The following is a 16284-nucleotide window of genomic DNA, read 5'->3' as shown; positions in this document are numbered from 1 at the left end:
CTTAAGACTCCTCCCCTACATCTGCATAAAATTAATAGCGAGCAAATTGCTGTTGCTGCGGTATTGTAATGGGGTAACGCCTGAGCTTTTTTTAAACCAGTTATTTAGATGCGCCTGGTCGTAATAGCCGCTGTCGTAAACAATAGCTGCCAGTTTGTCGTCGGGTGGGTGGTTTTTAAGCAGCTTTAAAAAATGCTGCAGTTTAACAACGTCCGCAAATCTTTTGGGATTGATGCCGATATAATGCTTGAATTTACGCTGCAACTGTCGCTCCGTAACCGGGATTATTTTTAACAGCCCCTCTACAGTTACGATACCTTTATGCTGATAAATCAGGCTGATGGCCTGGTTAAAGGCAGCATCGTTGGGGTATGCGGCAGTAGTTTTCTTCAACAGGAATTTCTCAATAACGGCAATTATTTCATTGCTGGATTTGGCACTGTGTATTTGTTCTTCTACATTGTGCACCTCGCTGCCATAAAAATCAACAAGGTCGATGGTACCGTTATTAAACTCGTCTGCCGATACCCTAAACAGAGAATTAATGCTATAAGGGTGCAAAACAACTACCACCATACCCAGGCTGCCGGTAGCCTGCAAATCGTAGTAATGGGTTATTTGCCCGTATACAAAACTGCGCGGCTGCGTTTGTTCCCTTGTATCGTTATGATAAAGTTGCTTAAACTGATTTTTATAATGAAATACAATGCCGGGGTTGCCATCCGAAAATAAACGGTAGTTTGAATGAATGTTCCTGTCGCTCTCTAAAATCAGATAGTGCTTTACGATGGATGACAGTGCTGCTGACGGTGGCAATTGCATATGGCGCGGTTTGCATTATAAAGATAGTTAATTTTATGGAGTCAAGAACCAAGATTAAAGAGCCAGGAAAAAACACGGGCCGAAGATCTCTGGTATAACCAACCTTGAATCTATTTCGCTTTAATTTTAGTTTCATCTACATTATCTATCCTGATCACCCGCCTGCACAATAATAAAGTGACGTTTACTAATGCAGTAAATACTCATAAATGGCATTACCATAGTGCCGGTGCGATTAACCAGCATCACCATGCTCAAATACCAGCTATACCGCGAGAGGCCCCGGTAAGCTTGTTTATAAAAACCTAAAACATTGGTTAACATAGTTGAACGGCTTTTGCCCGGCGTTAAATATCTGCAAAACTACTAACTAAACAACCTCCCGCATTGGAAGAAACCGACAATTTCACCAGCCGCCCGGCAAATAATACTGGTATAATTTTATAAAGCGAACGAGCAAACATTTTGGAAAACAAAAGGCTACTTGCCGGTATGTGATGTTCATCATTTTATAACTTAATCTAAACCTATACTTTGGCCGCCGTTACTGTTTTTTATGTCCCAAACTATAGTTAATCCCAAAAAAGGTTACCGTTTATCTACCCGTTCAAAGTTCGCCTGGCGTATTGCTCAAGCCTGTGTTTGGTTAGTTGGTGCAGGCATTTTATACTGCCTGCTGTTTTATCCGCGAACAGGTCTTTTGTTATTTTGGAACATACTTATACCCGCAGCACCCGCTTTGCTGGTGGTATTTACCGGCCTGTGGCGTAACATTTGCCCACTGGCAACTACAAACCTGTTACCCCGGCATATGGGGTTATCAAAAGGCAAAAAGTTAACTGCAAAACAATCGGGGATTTTAAACCTGTTGGGTGTAATTGCATTATTTGCTATTGTGCCATTGCGGCATGCCTTTTTTAACACCAGCGGCGTTGCCACGGCCTCGTTGATAATAACATTGGTTTTGGCGGGCATTATACCCGGGTTATTTTACGAATGGAAAAGTGTGTGGTGCTCTGGCCTCTGCCCTGTACATCCTGTTGAAAAGTTATATGGTGGTAATGTGCTAATGGCGGTGCCCAATGCACACTGTACCAACTGCATGAACTGCGTAGTTCCCTGTCCCGATTCTACGGTTACCACTCACCCCGTGTCGTCAGGCAAAACCATTTACCAACGACTAAGCATGTTTTTAATTACGGGTGGGCTGCCGGGCTTTATATGGGGGTGGTTCCAGGTGCATGATGAACAAAAAGCAGGTTTAAATAATCTATTTGTAGCGGTTTATAAAATGCCGCTTATTGGCTTAGCATTTACACTCACAATTTTTTCAATCTCATACACCTTTATAAGCCGGAAATTTGAAAAAAAACTGGTGAGTTTTTTTGCTGCAGCGGGTGTATCGTGCTACTATTGGTACCGCATACCTGCTTTACTTGGTTTTGGCAAATCCAGTGCCGAAGGCCTGCTGATTAATCTTGAGGGTAAATTGCCAGTATGGAGCGTACAGCTATTGGCCGGAGCGGCCGCCGCTTTCTTTTTTTATTGGCTGGTGGCACGTAAGCAAAACAATAAAAGCTGGCTCTTACGACCGCCATTTGCCCTCAAAACACAGCGTTTAAAACCCGGCGGCACTGTTTAACCTGCCCGCAAAAACACCGATGGACCTATTGTTGCTATTACTGGTCCGAAAATTGACGGTCTCGATAAACTAGCTGTACAAACTATGGAAACCTTAAAAACCGCCCCCATTACCATCAACCCAACCGAAGGACAAACCCTATCAGTAGTTGGTGATAACTACCGCATTTTGATAAGCGGTAAACAAACGAACGGCGCCTTTGCCGTTATTGATATGTTGGTGCCACCCAATGGCGGCCCGGGTCCGCATGCACATGCGGGTTTTGATGAATCGTTTTATGTGATTGATGGCGAAGTTGAGGTAAAATCAGAAGCGGGCACTTATATTGCGAAAAAAGGTGCCTTCGTAAACATACCCAAAGGTGGCATTGTGCACTGTTTTAAAAACAAAACGGATACATTAGCGCACTTGCTGTGCACTGTTACGCCTGCCGGGCTGGAAGAAATGTTTTTAGAAATTGGCAAACCGGTTGACGCCGGCACTTTCCTGCCGCCACCACCAATGGACGAAGAAAGCATTAAAAAGCTTATAACAGTTGTCGAAAAATACGGTCAAAAGGTGTACCCGCCCGATTTTTTAGGCTAAATACCGGGTGGTGACGGCCCATATCTTGTAATAAAATGGTTTATATTAGCACTTTAAAACCTGTTTAATTTTAAACAAAGGTTTTGAGCGCCTTATCGCAAGTTTGCGCTTTACAGGCATTTATTAATTACTAACCTAAGTATGCCGCCAGCCGAGAATACCACCAACACTAACAACTACTATAAAGCAATTTTTGACAATTCGCTTAGTGCCATATTTTTCACCATCCCCAATGGTACTATTTTGGATATTAACAAGGCCGCCAGCAATATTTTTGGCTACACCACCGATGAATTTAAAAAGATAGGACGCTTCGGCCTGTTTGAATTGGCCGACCCGAACTTCGTTTCATTTTTACAAACCAGGGACCTCCACGGCGCTGCCAAAGGAGAGGCTATCGGTATCAGGAAAAATGGTGAGCGTTTCCCCTGCGAAATGTCGGCAGTGGTTTTTAAGGATGAAAACGGCGAACCCCGTACGTGTGTTAATTTAATTGATATAACCGAGCGCCGCGCTACCGAAAAAGAAATATTTACCAGGCAACAGTTGCTAAATGCGGTTGTTAACAACACAAACGATGGCCTTGCTGTTGTTGACAAAAATGGCCATTTTTTGATATTTAATCAGGCAATGATTGATTTACTTGGAGTTGAGCCTGTCGATTCAAAAACTTACGATTGGTCAAAAAGGTTTAACATATACCAGCAGGATGGAGACACCTTACTGCCAACCGATAACCTGCCAATTGTTAGAGCGCTGCACGGAGAGTTTATAAAGGATGAAATATACCTTATTAAAAACCCAAAGAAGGGCAACGTGTATTTATCTATTTCTACTTCGCCAATAAAGGATGAAAAAGGGGAAATTATTGGCGCCCTGGTTGTCGACCGCGAGGTAACCGACCAGTTTTTATACCAGGAAAATTTAAAAATAGTCAACGACAAATTGCTCGCCAGCAACGAGCGGTTTAACTACGTTGTAAAGGCCACCCATGACGCTATATGGGACATGGATTTAAAAACATACCACATACAGTGGGGCGAAGGTTACGAAAAGGTGTTTGGTTACAAACTGGGACAATTGGAAGGAGACTATGCAGAATGGAAAAACAAAATTCACCCGGACGATGTCGAAAGGGTAGTTAACAGCATACAGTTTTCGATAACAAACAAAAGCAGCTATATTTGGGAAGAAGAATATCGCTACGCCAAAGCTGATGGTACCATGGCTTATGTTTACGACAGGGGCTACATCATACACGATAAAAACAACGTACCGCTACGCATGGTAGGCGCGATGCAGGATCTTACTGCCCGCAAAAACTACGAGATTGAACGAACACAATTGATTGACGACCTGATACAGCAGAACAAAAACCTGGAGCAGTTTACTTATATCATATCGCACAACTTACGGTCGCCGGTGGCAAACATTATGGGTTGCGCCGAAATGCTGAAGGACGTAGAACTTGATGCCGATGATAGGGAAATAGCCGTGCGGGGCCTTTCGCGGTCTATAACCAAACTTGATGATGTAATTACCGACCTGCACACCATTCTGCAATCAAAAAACGAGCTGAACGAGAAGAAAGAAACAGTAAAGCTTTACGAGGTTTTCAGCGATGTTAAAAGCAGCCTGAATACGATAGTAACACAGGCGGGCGCAACAATAAAAACCACGTTCGGGGTAACAGATATTAGGTCGATCAAGTCGTTTATCTACAGTATATTTTTAAATCTTATATCAAACAGCATTAAATACCGCCGCGAAAATGAGCCATTGGTTATTGAAATCAGCAGCACGCAGAACGGCAATAAATTAATACTGAAATTTAGGGATAATGGCCTGGGCATTGATTTAGCGGCGAAGGGCGGCGATTTATTTGGCCTTTACAAACGTTTCCACAGCCACGTGGAAGGCAAAGGTCTTGGGCTTTTTATGGTGAAAACGCAGATAGAAACCATGAAGGGCAAAATTACGGTAAAAAGCAAACCGGGTGAAGGAACGGAGTTTGAGATTGAATTGCCGGGGGAATAGTTATTGGTCGTCTCTTCTTGACTGGGCGTCTGGATAAATAGTTTAGTTACGCCGTAGACGCGACGCTTCGCGTCTAACGAAGGACAGGTATCACGTAACTTAATTACATCTCACACCCATTGCGAAAATTTATTTGCATGCAGGAGACGCGAAGCATCACGTCTCTACGGCTACATAGATTAATGTCCATTCATTCGCTCTACCCCCATGTAATATCCGCAGGATTCACAGTTGCAATAAACTCGTTTGCTGCGGCCACTCCCTTTTCCAGCATACCCCTCATTTCAACAGGATCAAAAGTCAGGCCGCCCGGGCCACCTCCCAATGGCGCTGTTGGCTGGAAGGTGAAAAACTTTATTGGCTGTTTACCCTGGTAAGGGTTTTTTACTTCGGGAATGTTAAAGTATTCGTCTACCGCATCACTGCTTATGCCGCCGGCTTTCATTTTCGATTTTACGGCCTCGATATACGTTAGGGCTGTGTTGTATTGCTGCGGGATAATCAAATCATCCTTGGCCACACCGTCCGAAAAAATTCCGATAGTTTTTTGCAGGATGCCAAACAGGTCCCCGTAGCTAACATTGTCGACGGCATCCTCCTCGGGCGACAGTAATATGGTGAAAATTTCGGTCGCACCGTTATCTATTGCCATTTCTATGCCCACATACTGCTTAACGCCGCCATCAACAAACTGGAAGGTTGGGTTGGGGTCACCGGGTACATCCCTGTTCACCGTTATCGGCTGCATAAACACGGGCTGGCAGGCCGAAGCCATTACCGCCCGGCGGAAATGATTGGCATCTACCATAGTTTTTATTTGGTAATTATCGGGTTCAATTGGTGCAGTATCCGTTGTAAATACCACTAACTCGCCTGATTGCATGCAGGTGGTATTGATAAACAGGCGCTTGCCGCTTGCCAGCAAGGTATTGTAACGGTCATCGGTATAATTCTTTCCCAATGTGTTCCATAAGGGTGTGGCATCAAAAATCGACTCATCCCCTATCCTATCGCCCAGCCTGTTTTGCAGCACAATATCCTTTGTGGTTTGCGTAGTGTATATTTCTTCCAGCAGCGCCATTTCGTTCATCGCCAGCAGCGGCACTATTAATGAGCCCGTGCTGGTGCCCACATACATATCAAACTTAAGATTGGGATAATTCTCCAATAATCTTTTTACAATACCCACAGCAAAGGCTCCCTTCGAACCGCCGCCGCTAATAACTAAGGCCCTGCTCATATAGGTTTAATTTTAGTTTTTTTACTGATACGGAATCCCAGCGAACTCTGCAGCCACCAATCATGCAGCCCGTAGTCCCGATGCATGGTTATGCCTAAAACCACCAGGTTACCAATGTCGGCATTTATACCGCCGCCCAGCAAGCGCTGCCTGCCCGTACCCCACAAATGGTCGATACTGAGATTGATGTTTCCCAAACTGCCAAATGGCTCGGCTTTAAGGGTCGTTAACTTTATGGATACCGTTGGGCCAAATGCGCCCTGCAACTTTTTGTCGGTATAAAACCCATCGGCTATCACACCTCCCCTTATCAGGTTGGTTACAAAGGTATACTGAGGAACCAGTTGGATCCCACCGGTATAAATGTCAGGCGTATTGCCATTAAAGGTGGTTACCATACCACTATGCAGTTTTAAATGCATAATAAACTCCTTCGGAAATTCAGGATCCTGGGCCAATAAACGAATGGAAAATAAAAGCAGCAGGAGTGCCAGGCTAAATGCTTTCATAGGATTAAAGTTTAGTTAAATAAATGTAGGTAACAATTATTTAACTTACAATACCATCCATATTTTATTTTTTAATTAATGGTTTGTCCGTTTACATGCAGGTTTATCAGGCAGAGGCTTTTACTGCCATAAATCTGATTTTTTAAATCGTATTTTTGAAAAGTACAATAATGGCACCAGGGAGACTACAATCGACTTTTATTTGTTTAATAATTCTTGTGTTTTTACAGGTTAGTTCGGGTGCAACAATTCCCCGCCTTAAAAACTATAAAAAAGCAACACATCAAAAAACAGCAAAGAAAAAGAAACCCGGTTATGTTGCCGCTACAATTCCACATTCACAAGCAAACTGTAACGACATCAACTGGGCGTCGTGGGGAAGTTTTACAGGTGCGAGCGCGACAGGTACCATTAACGACGCAGATGGAAGCCTGGTTAACGTAACAATGACGTCGAATTTTGACTTTGGCTCTACTCCCGGAATTTACAATTACTCAAAATTCAGCACTTACCCTTCGCCGATACCCGATGCACAAGTTCCGGAAACAACTTGGTCGAAGGGTGCCGGCGGGACCACTACAATGTGCTTTTCAAAAACTGTTACTAACCCTGTGTTGTTAATAGCATCACTCGGTAGTTCGGCCGGCATAAGCAGCAAACTCGATTTCTCGCTCCCTTATGTGGTTTTGTTCGATGGTGGAAATATGGTATATAACAGCAGCACTTCGTTAACCGGCACCGAGGGGTACGCGATCATTATGTTTCCGGGTGATTTTACCTGCGTCACCATAAACTCAACAACTGAAGAGTTTTATACCAATATTACCTGGGGCTTACGACCGCCGCCTTTCCCAATCAATATAAACGAGGGGACTAATAGCTGTGGCAAGGTTGTGCTCACTGCCGACGGCGGGGTAACCTATTTATGGAATGATGGCGATACCCCGGATAAGGCTACTAATACATTTCATCAAAGTGGGACGTACATTGTTACCGTCACTAATTCGGCAGGCTGCACAACGTCAACCTCAAAAACTGTGACAGTTAATCCTGATGGTTCGCCACCAGTAATTTCCCAAACAGCAAGCATCTGTGGCAGTATTACGCTTACAGCCAGCGGCGGCGTGTCTTACTTATGGGATGGCGGCGATACACCCAACAAACCTTCAAATACCTTTCATCAAAACGGCACCTATACTGTAACAACTACCAGCGCCGGGGGCTGCACTGCGTCTACTTCAAAAACAGTTACTATTGCGGCTCCCCCGGTACCAGTCATTTCGGGCAATACAACTGGTTGCGGCAGTGTAACGCTTACGGCAGGCGGGGGTAAATCTTATTCATGGGATGGCGGCGACACGCCCGGGCAACCGGCAAACACATTTCATCAAAGCGGCACTTACACGGTATCGGTAACTGATGCTAACGGGTGCTCTGCTTCTAAGTCCACAACAATTACTGTTAATCCTGATGCTGCTGCGCCGGTAATTTCGGTTACAGCAAGCACATGTGGCAGCGTTACGCTTACAGCAACCGGCGGCACATCTTACCTGTGGGATGGCGGCGATACGCCCGATAAGCAAACGAATACCTTTCATCAAAGCGGCACTTATACGGTAAACGCAACCAATGCCGGCGGCTGTACTATGCCCGCCTCAAAAACTATCACGGTTGACGTGCCTCCTATTTTAACTATTTCGGGTAACACCACAGATTGCGGTAGTGTAACACTAACAGCCGGCAGCGGCGCTGCATCCTACGCTTGGGATGGTGGCGATACCCCGGGCAGCCCGGTAAATTTCTTTCATACCAGCGGGACTTATAACGTTTTGGCTACATACGCAAACAGTTGCACAGCAACGGCGGCGGTTACGGTAACGGTAAATCCTGCTGTGTCGCCTTCCGTCAATATCAGTGCCAGCTCGTCAACGGCTGTTTGTTCAGGCACCCCTGTAAGTTTTACTGCAGGCGCAGTAAACGGCGGAAACTCGCCCTTACTTCAATGGTACAAAAATAATATACCGGTGGCGACGGGTGCTGCTTATACGGTAACCGACCCTGTAAATAATGACATCATTGAATGTAATTTAACCAGCAACGCATTGTGTGCTACGCCTTCAGTTGTGAGCAGCAATACCATTACTTTAGTGGTAAATGCAATCCCAACAATAAGCATCAGCCAGGGAGTGATTGTGAACGGCTCGGATCCTGTCAGGATAAACCCGATAGTTACTGGCGATATAGCGAAATACCAATGGACGCCAACCAGCGGGTTAGATGACCCCACTGTACCAAACCCGCTGGCAGCGCCAGACTATACTACGACTTATACGTTAACAGCAACAACCACTGCCGGGTGCGAAGCTTCGGCTTTGGTAACAGTAAAAGTGTTGAAAAATGACATTGTAATACCCAACACATTTACGCCAAATGGCGATGGCATTAATGACACATGGGATATTACTTACCTTTCGGACTACAAAGATGCAACCATCGACATTTACAACAGGTGGGGCCAGCATTTATTTCACTCAATTGGTTATTCCAAAGCATGGGATGGTACCTATAACTCAAAACGGTTACCTGTAGGCACTTACTATTACGTTATTGACCTTAAATATAATAATTACAAACGCAGGAGTGGTTGGGTGGCAATTGTGAAGTAAACCAGGCATTAAACGCACCCTTTTTGCCACCGGTGCCTCTTTGAAAGACCTGGCGGCAACAGAAAAATACTTTTTGTCGATGTCAATTATTACACATCCACCTAAAAACTGTCTGTTCTTTTCCCTATCTTGCCTCAATAAACATTATCCCGCAATGAGGTTTGTAAAAGCTTTTATAGCCATATTTTTCACAGTTGCACTTATCGTAGTGCTGGAAACAAAAATAGGCGATATCCCGGCCATGGGTGTGTTCCTTAATCCTTCAACCGGTTTCTGGCAAAATGCTGAGAGCAAAAATATTCTGCCTGCTGAAAAATTGACGCTAACCGGCCTGCAGGATGAAGTCATCATCAAATACGACGACCATCGCATCCCTCATGTCTTCGCCAAAAACGATCACGACCTGTACTACGCCCAGGGTTTTGTAACCGCCCGAGATCGCTTATGGCAAATGGACATACAAACCCGTAGTGCAGCAGGTCGGCTATCAGAAGTTGTAGGGCCCAAAGCGCTGGAGATTGACCGCTATCACCGCCGCATGGGCATGGTTTATGGTGCCGAAAACGGGCTTAAGGGCATTATGGCCAACCCGCAAACGCGCACCATGGTACTGGCTTATACCGAAGGGGTAAACAGTTACGTGCACAGCTTATCCCCAAAGAGTTACCCAATTGAGTTTAAATTGCTCAATTATGCCCCGGAAGAATGGAAACCCATCAACTGTATTTTTTTATTAAAACTGATGTCGGAAACATTGGCCGGCGGGTCCGACCAGTTTGCAATGACTAATAACCTGCGCGTTTTTGGCGCAAAAGCAGTTAACGAACTTTTTACCGATTACCCTTTCCACGAAGACCCGATAATACCTGTTGGCACCAAATGGAACTTTAAGCCGCTGCCTATCCCAAAACCATCAGCTGGTTATATTGCACAGATGACCGAAAATATCAAACCAAAAGAAAAAGTAGATGGCATTGGCAGCAATAACTGGGCTATAACAGGCAATAAATCGGCCACGGGCTACCCTATTTTAGCTAACGACCCGCATTTAAATTTAACTTTCCCGGCAATATGGTACCAAATACAGCTATCATCTCCAACCGGCAATGTAAACGGGGTTTCGCTGCCGGGTGCTCCTTGTGTAATTATTGGCTATAACCAAAAGATAAGCTGGGGCGTTACCAATGTTGACGCCGACGTGCTGGATTGGTACCAGGTAAAGTTTAAAGATAACACCAAAAACGAATACTGGTACAACAACAAGTGGAATGCCGTTAAAAAGCGGGTAGAGGTTATCAATATTCTCGGCCAGGCGCCCGAGGTCGACACTGTGCTCTACACACATCACGGCCCGGTGGTTTATGAAACAAAGGCAAAAAAACCTAAGGACGAATTTGAAAACATACCAGTTGGCGACGCTTTAAGATGGATAGCGCATGATGAATCGAACGAGTTTTTAACTTTTTACAACCTTAATCGTGGTAAAAATTATGCCGATTACCGCGAAGCCCTTACCCATTTTACCGCTCCTGCCCAAAACTTTATTTTCGCCAGCAATGATAACGATATTGCCATAACGCCAAATGGCAGGTTCCCGCTTAAATATAAAGAACAGGGCAAATACATTATGGACGGCAGCGACCCGGCAAACGACTGGCAGGGCTGGATACCCGCCGACCAAAACCCAACGGTAAAAAATCCGCCGCGCGGCTTTGTAAGTTCGGCCAACCAGTCATCAACCGACCCATCTTATCCATATTATATTAACTGGCGCTTCGAGCAATATTACCGTGGCAAACGCATAAACGACAGGCTTGGCGCCATGCAAAAGGCCACCGTGGATAGTATGCGTATAATGCAAATGGATAACTATAGCATACTGGCGCAGGATGTATTGTCGGCAATGATTAAATACGTCGACCCAACCAAATTGAGCGACGACCAGGCAAAGGCATTCAACATCATAAAAAAATGGGATAAGCATTATGCCGCCAATTCAATAGGTGCCAGTATTTTTGATAATTGGTGGCGTAAGTTTTATCTCCTGGTATGGGATGATGAGTTTAATATTAAGGGAACCTATTTAAAATATCCATCATTCGACGAAACTGAAAAGCTGCTGCTTACCGATCCCGGTTCAAAATGGTTCGACAACACCAAAACACCATTAAAAGAAACCTGCGCCGACATGGTAAACCATTCGTTTTACACCGCAGTTGACGAGTTAACACGCAACAATGGCAAGCCTGGCGACAAATGGCAATGGGGAATGGTAAAAGAAACGTTTATAAATCACCTGGCGAATTTGCCAGGATTTGGCACCGGGAAATTTTTCGCCGGCGGGCGCGGCGGCGTGATTAATGCCCTGCGAAATAATAGTGGCCCAAGCTGGCGCATGGTGGTACAAATGGGACCAACGGTTAAAGGCTATGGTGTTTTCCCCGGCGGCGAATCAGGCAATCCCGGCAGTTTTTACTACCGCGATATGTTTGATACCTGGAAAGACGGCAAATTGAATGAATTGCTGTTTTTAAACTCGTCGGATGAGAATTCGGGGAGGATAAAATCGACGTTGAGGCTGGAGAAGAAATGAGTGATGAATTGAAAGAACTAAAAAACCATGTCATTGCGAGCGAGGAACGAACGCGGCAACCGCAAACGTCACAGGGCAGCCTTGTATAGTTCGCGATTGCTTCGTTCCTCGCAATGACAAATATTTATAAAATTAAAGGATAACCACTATGCTATTTTTCATCATACTAATATTAACCTTTGCCAGCGGATTCTTTTTACCCTGGTGGGTGATTGCCATCGCGGCATTTTTACCGGCGCTGTTTATCGGCAAAACCCCGGCGCGGTCGTTTGGGGCAGGCTTTGGGGCGGTGTTCATCACATGGACGGTACTTGCACTTTTCAAGACTGTGCCTAATGATAATATATTGGCTACCCGTGTTGCCAGCCTTTTCCAATTGCCGAACTGGGTACTATTATTGCTGATAACCGCACTGATTGGCGGTATAGTTGGTGGAATGTCGGCGCTATCGGGGGTATTGCTGAAGCGTGCGCTTGCAAAAAAATAATTAACAAAAACGCCCCGGTAAAAGTACCAGGGCGTTTTTGTCAGGAAAAGAAAGCCTTTTACCTTTATCCTATCCTTTCACCTCCTCAACTACAAAGCCGTCAACGAAGCCTTCAAACCAGTAACTGCTTCCGAATCATTTTTATTGGTATCAAAAATCTCTTTCGAGGTTATATCGGAGCCGTAAAAATTGGCATTGGCATTTTTATCGATACCCAGGTTTGAGCCATTTATGCTGATGCCCGCAAATAAACCCCGGCTGCGCGAATAGGAATAAACTTCGGCATCAAGCTTGTAATCTGTATTGGCTGAAGTGCTCCTGCCAACAGGACCCGCCGCTGCCGAAGCATCGCCGCCGATGGTAAAATCGCCATTTTTAACTTTGGCCAGTACGCCCTTATGACGAAACACCAAAACCAAATCGACAGATTGCACGCCTATTTGTGCGCCTATGCTGCCACCGGTCATAGTAATAAATACGGGGTCGCTCCATTTGCCATCGCTCAATCTCACCATCGCAACTCCCCTGCCTCGTTTACCGCCAACAACAAAGCCTGCATTTATTAATTTGGGCACTATTACTACGCCCTCGCATTCTGATAGCAGGTTATGGGGGATGCTTTCCTTTATTTTACCAAAATCCTTTAAAACGTTCGACGCAGCGTGCAAACGTTCGGTTTCTTTACTGCCATCAGTAAAAGCAGAGCCGGCTATAAAAAAGATACTAAGTGCCAACGACAGCACTAAAAATTTGATTGATTTCATTATTGTGTTTTTAAGCAGATTAAATTTGTGCGCAAATATTACTGTTATAACCCTGAAATTTCAGCCTTGTTTTACCGGAATTACGGGATTTTACTGATTTATGACGCTTTTCAAATCAACCCATCATCAAATCTTCAAATCAACATTATCTTTGCCCCGATGAATAAGCAGCAGGTATTTTCAATCGATAACGAACAGGCATTTACAAATATTGCCCTGCAGATTTTTAAATACCAGGCCGAAAACTGCAAAGTTTACCACGATTTTATAACAGGACTAAATATTAATCCAGGTAATATTAACAGCATACAGCAAATACCTTTTTTACCTATCGAGTTTTTTAAATCGCATAAGGTATTAAGCTCAAACCAGCCTGCAGAGGTAACTTTTACCAGCTCGGGCACCACAGGCATGATAACCAGCAGTCACCTGGTAACCGATGTTAGCTGGTATACCGAAAGCTTTCGCAGGGCTTTTAAATTATTTTACGGCGATATTGAGGAATACACTATTCTTGCATTGCTCCCGGCGTATCTCGAACGCGAAGGGTCGTCGTTAATTTATATGGCCGATGACCTTATCAAACAGTCAAACAACCCGGATAGCGGCTTCTATTTATACAACTACGATGAACTTCACCATCAGCTTAAAAAACAGCAGGCAGCTAAAAAGCCTACACTGTTACTAGGCGTTACCTTTGCCCTGCTTGATTTTGTGGAGCAATACACACTAAACTTCCCCGAATTGATAGTGATGGAAACCGGTGGCATGAAGGGCCGGCGCAAAGAAATGATCCGGGAAGAACTGCATCTGCAACTATGTGATGGATTTGGCGTGAACGCCATCCACTCAGAATACGGCATGACCGAATTGCTATCGCAGGCTTATTCAAAAGGCGATGGCATTTTTAATTGCCCGCCTTGGATGAAGATCATCACCCGCGACGCCAACGACCCGCTGGATTTGCTGCAAAATGATAAAGCAGGGGGTATAAATATCATCGATTTGGCAAACATCAATTCGTGCTCGTTTTTAGCCACACAGGATTTAGGGAAAGTTTATACTGATGGCTCTTTCGAAGTATTAGGCAGGTTTGATAATTCTGATATAAGGGGCTGTAATTTGCTGATTGCGTAAACTTAACTTACTACTAACATAATATTATTATTTTTGCACCATACTAACTGGTATTACGATGATTGAGAAATTTTTGAACGAAGAACAGGACCCCAAAGCGGTTGAGAAAATATACATGCGCTTAACCGACCTGCTTACCACCGGCGAAGAAATAATATACATTGCGGTTCAAAAAAAACCTATAGTAAACTTATTCCCTGATTGTATTGCATTAACCAGCAAAAGAGTGCTATTTTTCACCCCCGCAAACCTGGGCCTCTCGATAAAATTTGTTGATTTTGTTTGGAAAGATATAGTAGACGTTTTTACTAAGGAAGAAATTATTGGCGCCATATTCAGCGTAAAAACCACTAATGGCGCCGAAATGGGAGTTGATTACTTGCCAAAAGTACAAGCCCGCAAGCTATACCAATACGCACAGGAACGTAAAGAATCCGAGCGCGAAGCCCGCCGTTTACGCGACCTGGAAGACAAACGTGCCGAAAGCGGGGCCATGCAATTTGAGCATGCCTCGCAACTATCATCGCAGCACCCTATCACACCTGTTGAGCCAATACCACAACAACAGGACCCTGTTCGTTTACCCGAGCCTACTTCTGCACCAGCGCCTGTTGCCCAGGCCCAAAAACCAGATGAGCTCACCGAAAAGTTGAAAAAATTAAGGATGCTGTTTGACAATGGCCTTATCTCGCAGGAAGAATACAATCACAAGAAATTGGATTTGTTGAATGACTTGTAGCTGGTGAATAGTGAGTAGAGAATTGTGAGTAGTTATTCGCTAAAACCATTCCCATTCACCACTCACTATTAACTACTCACCACTCACCAGCCTGCTATCAAAATCGAAAGGTTCTTTCTTTATTATTTTTACCTTTTGCATATCAGGGTGTAGCGGGTTCAAGAGGTAATTATATTCGGCAGGCACAATGGCCGAGGGTACTTTCAGCATAAAATGATCCTGTTTCTTTAAAAAGTCGTCGCCAATGCGGGCTAATATTTGGGGTGGAGAAATGTCTTTCCAGTTTTTGGGAAGAATATTGGCCGTAATTGTTTGTATATGTTTTTCTGGCACCTCCACCTCAACAAGGCAATAATCATCCGGAATCATTAAAGGCTGCAAATGCACCAACACCTCCAATATTGCCAGTGAGCATGAAGAGGCAAAATAAGCAGCCGGTTTACCTATGCTGTTCCACCTGCCGCCAAACAAACGGGCGCCGGTGCCGCTAAGGTCGTTGGCATAGGTACAACGTGTAATACGGTAAAGTATCATCAGCAATTAAGCAAAAATACCATGCTCAATGCGGCCCAACTCACGAAAAATCATATCAAAGCCGGCCGAAGTATCAAGGATGGTAACCGGAGCCTCGCCATTGAAAATAAGGCTCGGGGCTTTTATCCATAGCTTAAATTTATCGATAGAGCCAAAAACCTCCTCGCCGCGGGTATACAGGCGCGCAAGCTCAACGGCCTTTTCGGCATACTCTAGTTTTATAATTTCGTTGTCATCGTAGCGTTGTAAGGTGCGCTCGCTAATGTGCAGAATGTTTGCTAACTCCTGCAGGTTAAGGGATATTTTTTTTGCCAGCGCAAGCAAAGTGCCCTTTGAAAACCCTTTACGTGCCAGGTTAATGATATCAAAATCATTAGAAAACCTTAATGACCTGGCACCACCCAACAAATTATAAAAGGTATTGCCCGAGCCACCAACAGCATAAGCTACCATCGGCTCGTTGAGCATGTTTGGGGTATCTTCTATTTTTGATTTGTGCGACATAATGGCAAATATAATCACCATTTGT

At 44.5% G+C, this 16284-nt stretch carries 15 protein-coding genes; 8 read left to right on the top strand and 7 right to left on the bottom strand.

Going from position 1 to position 16284, the window contains the following annotated elements; translation table 11 throughout:
• Window positions 1-15 precede the first annotated feature (15 nt).
• The gene (locus Q0R52_RS15015) at window positions 16-822 is read right to left on the bottom strand and encodes a helix-turn-helix domain-containing protein (protein ID WP_295795690.1); all 807 of its coding nucleotides are present in this window, start codon (window positions 820-822) and stop codon (window positions 16-18) included.
• A 141-nt stretch (window positions 823-963) separates the two neighbouring features.
• Entirely contained in the window at window positions 964-1146 is a 183-nt protein-coding gene (locus Q0R52_RS15010) for a hypothetical protein (protein ID WP_295795689.1), read from the bottom strand.
• A 232-nt stretch (window positions 1147-1378) separates the two neighbouring features.
• On the opposite strand from Q0R52_RS15010, the gene Q0R52_RS15005 reads away from it, so the two are divergent.
• From Q0R52_RS15005 to Q0R52_RS14995, 3 genes are all read left to right on the top strand, one after another.
• Window positions 1379-2464: a hypothetical protein gene (locus tag Q0R52_RS15005; protein WP_295795687.1), complete on the top strand. Its 1086-nt coding sequence runs from the start codon at window positions 1379-1381 to the stop codon at window positions 2462-2464.
• 84 nt (window positions 2465-2548) lie between these two features.
• Window positions 2549-3049, top strand: a complete 501-nt coding sequence (locus tag Q0R52_RS15000; RefSeq protein ID WP_295795686.1) for a cupin domain-containing protein — start codon at window positions 2549-2551, stop codon at window positions 3047-3049.
• A gap of 141 nt (window positions 3050-3190) precedes the next feature.
• Window positions 3191-5086 (top strand): PAS domain S-box protein, encoded by a 1896-nt coding sequence (locus Q0R52_RS14995; protein WP_295795684.1) that lies wholly within the window; start codon window positions 3191-3193, stop codon window positions 5084-5086.
• A 199-nt stretch (window positions 5087-5285) separates the two neighbouring features.
• On the opposite strand, the gene Q0R52_RS14990 is transcribed toward Q0R52_RS14995, so the two are convergent.
• Both Q0R52_RS14990 and Q0R52_RS14985 read right to left on the bottom strand, forming a co-directional pair.
• Window positions 5286-6326: a patatin-like phospholipase family protein gene (locus Q0R52_RS14990; RefSeq protein ID WP_252787726.1), complete on the bottom strand. Its 1041-nt coding sequence runs from the start codon at window positions 6324-6326 to the stop codon at window positions 5286-5288.
• The gene (locus tag Q0R52_RS14985) at window positions 6323-6835 is read right to left on the bottom strand and encodes a hypothetical protein (RefSeq protein ID WP_295795680.1); all 513 of its coding nucleotides are present in this window, start codon (window positions 6833-6835) and stop codon (window positions 6323-6325) included. The genes Q0R52_RS14990 and Q0R52_RS14985 overlap by 4 nt, the downstream gene beginning before the upstream one ends.
• 170 nt (window positions 6836-7005) lie before the next feature.
• Between Q0R52_RS14985 and Q0R52_RS14980 the strand changes: the two genes are divergently transcribed.
• From Q0R52_RS14980 to Q0R52_RS14970, 3 genes are all read left to right on the top strand, one after another.
• Window positions 7006-9501: a gliding motility-associated C-terminal domain-containing protein gene (locus tag Q0R52_RS14980; RefSeq protein WP_295795679.1), complete on the top strand. Its 2496-nt coding sequence runs from the start codon at window positions 7006-7008 to the stop codon at window positions 9499-9501.
• A 154-nt stretch (window positions 9502-9655) separates the two neighbouring features.
• A complete protein-coding gene (locus Q0R52_RS14975) occupies window positions 9656-12094 on the top strand; it encodes a penicillin acylase family protein (RefSeq protein WP_295795678.1) in 2439 nt (812 codons plus the stop codon).
• Window positions 12095-12242: 148 nt separating this feature from the next.
• Entirely contained in the window at window positions 12243-12581 is a 339-nt protein-coding gene (locus Q0R52_RS14970) for a hypothetical protein (RefSeq protein ID WP_295795677.1), read from the top strand.
• An 89-nt stretch (window positions 12582-12670) separates the two neighbouring features.
• On the opposite strand, the gene Q0R52_RS14965 is transcribed toward Q0R52_RS14970, so the two are convergent.
• A complete protein-coding gene (locus Q0R52_RS14965; protein WP_295795675.1) occupies window positions 12671-13345 on the bottom strand; it encodes a lipid-binding SYLF domain-containing protein in 675 nt (224 codons plus the stop codon).
• Between the two features lie 159 nt (window positions 13346-13504).
• Here Q0R52_RS14965 and Q0R52_RS14960 point away from each other — a divergent pair, with 159 nt between their 5' ends.
• Window positions 13505-14482 carry an acyl transferase gene (locus tag Q0R52_RS14960; RefSeq protein WP_295795673.1) on the top strand — a complete coding sequence of 326 codons (978 nt, stop codon included), beginning with the start codon at window positions 13505-13507 and terminating at the stop codon, window positions 14480-14482.
• A 58-nt stretch (window positions 14483-14540) separates the two neighbouring features.
• Window positions 14541-15221, top strand: coding sequence for a PH domain-containing protein (locus Q0R52_RS14955; RefSeq protein WP_295795672.1), 681 nt, complete (start codon window positions 14541-14543; stop codon window positions 15219-15221).
• 72 nt (window positions 15222-15293) lie between these two features.
• Here Q0R52_RS14955 and Q0R52_RS14950 read toward each other — a convergent pair whose 3' ends face one another.
• Together Q0R52_RS14950 and Q0R52_RS14945 are read right to left on the bottom strand one after the other, a co-directional pair.
• Complete coding sequence (locus tag Q0R52_RS14950; protein ID WP_295795670.1) at window positions 15294-15755, bottom strand: RES family NAD+ phosphorylase; 462 nt, start codon at window positions 15753-15755, stop codon at window positions 15294-15296.
• Between the two features lie 6 nt (window positions 15756-15761).
• Complete coding sequence (locus Q0R52_RS14945; protein ID WP_295795669.1) at window positions 15762-16280, bottom strand: antitoxin Xre-like helix-turn-helix domain-containing protein; 519 nt, start codon at window positions 16278-16280, stop codon at window positions 15762-15764.
• Window positions 16281-16284: the final 4 nt, after the last annotated feature.

The organism is Mucilaginibacter sp. (assembly GCF_025359345.1).
Lineage (GTDB): Bacteria > Bacteroidota > Bacteroidia > Sphingobacteriales > Sphingobacteriaceae > Mucilaginibacter.
The sequence above is the reverse complement of the archived record's forward strand: the minus strand, read 5'-3'. Positions and strand labels throughout refer to the sequence as shown.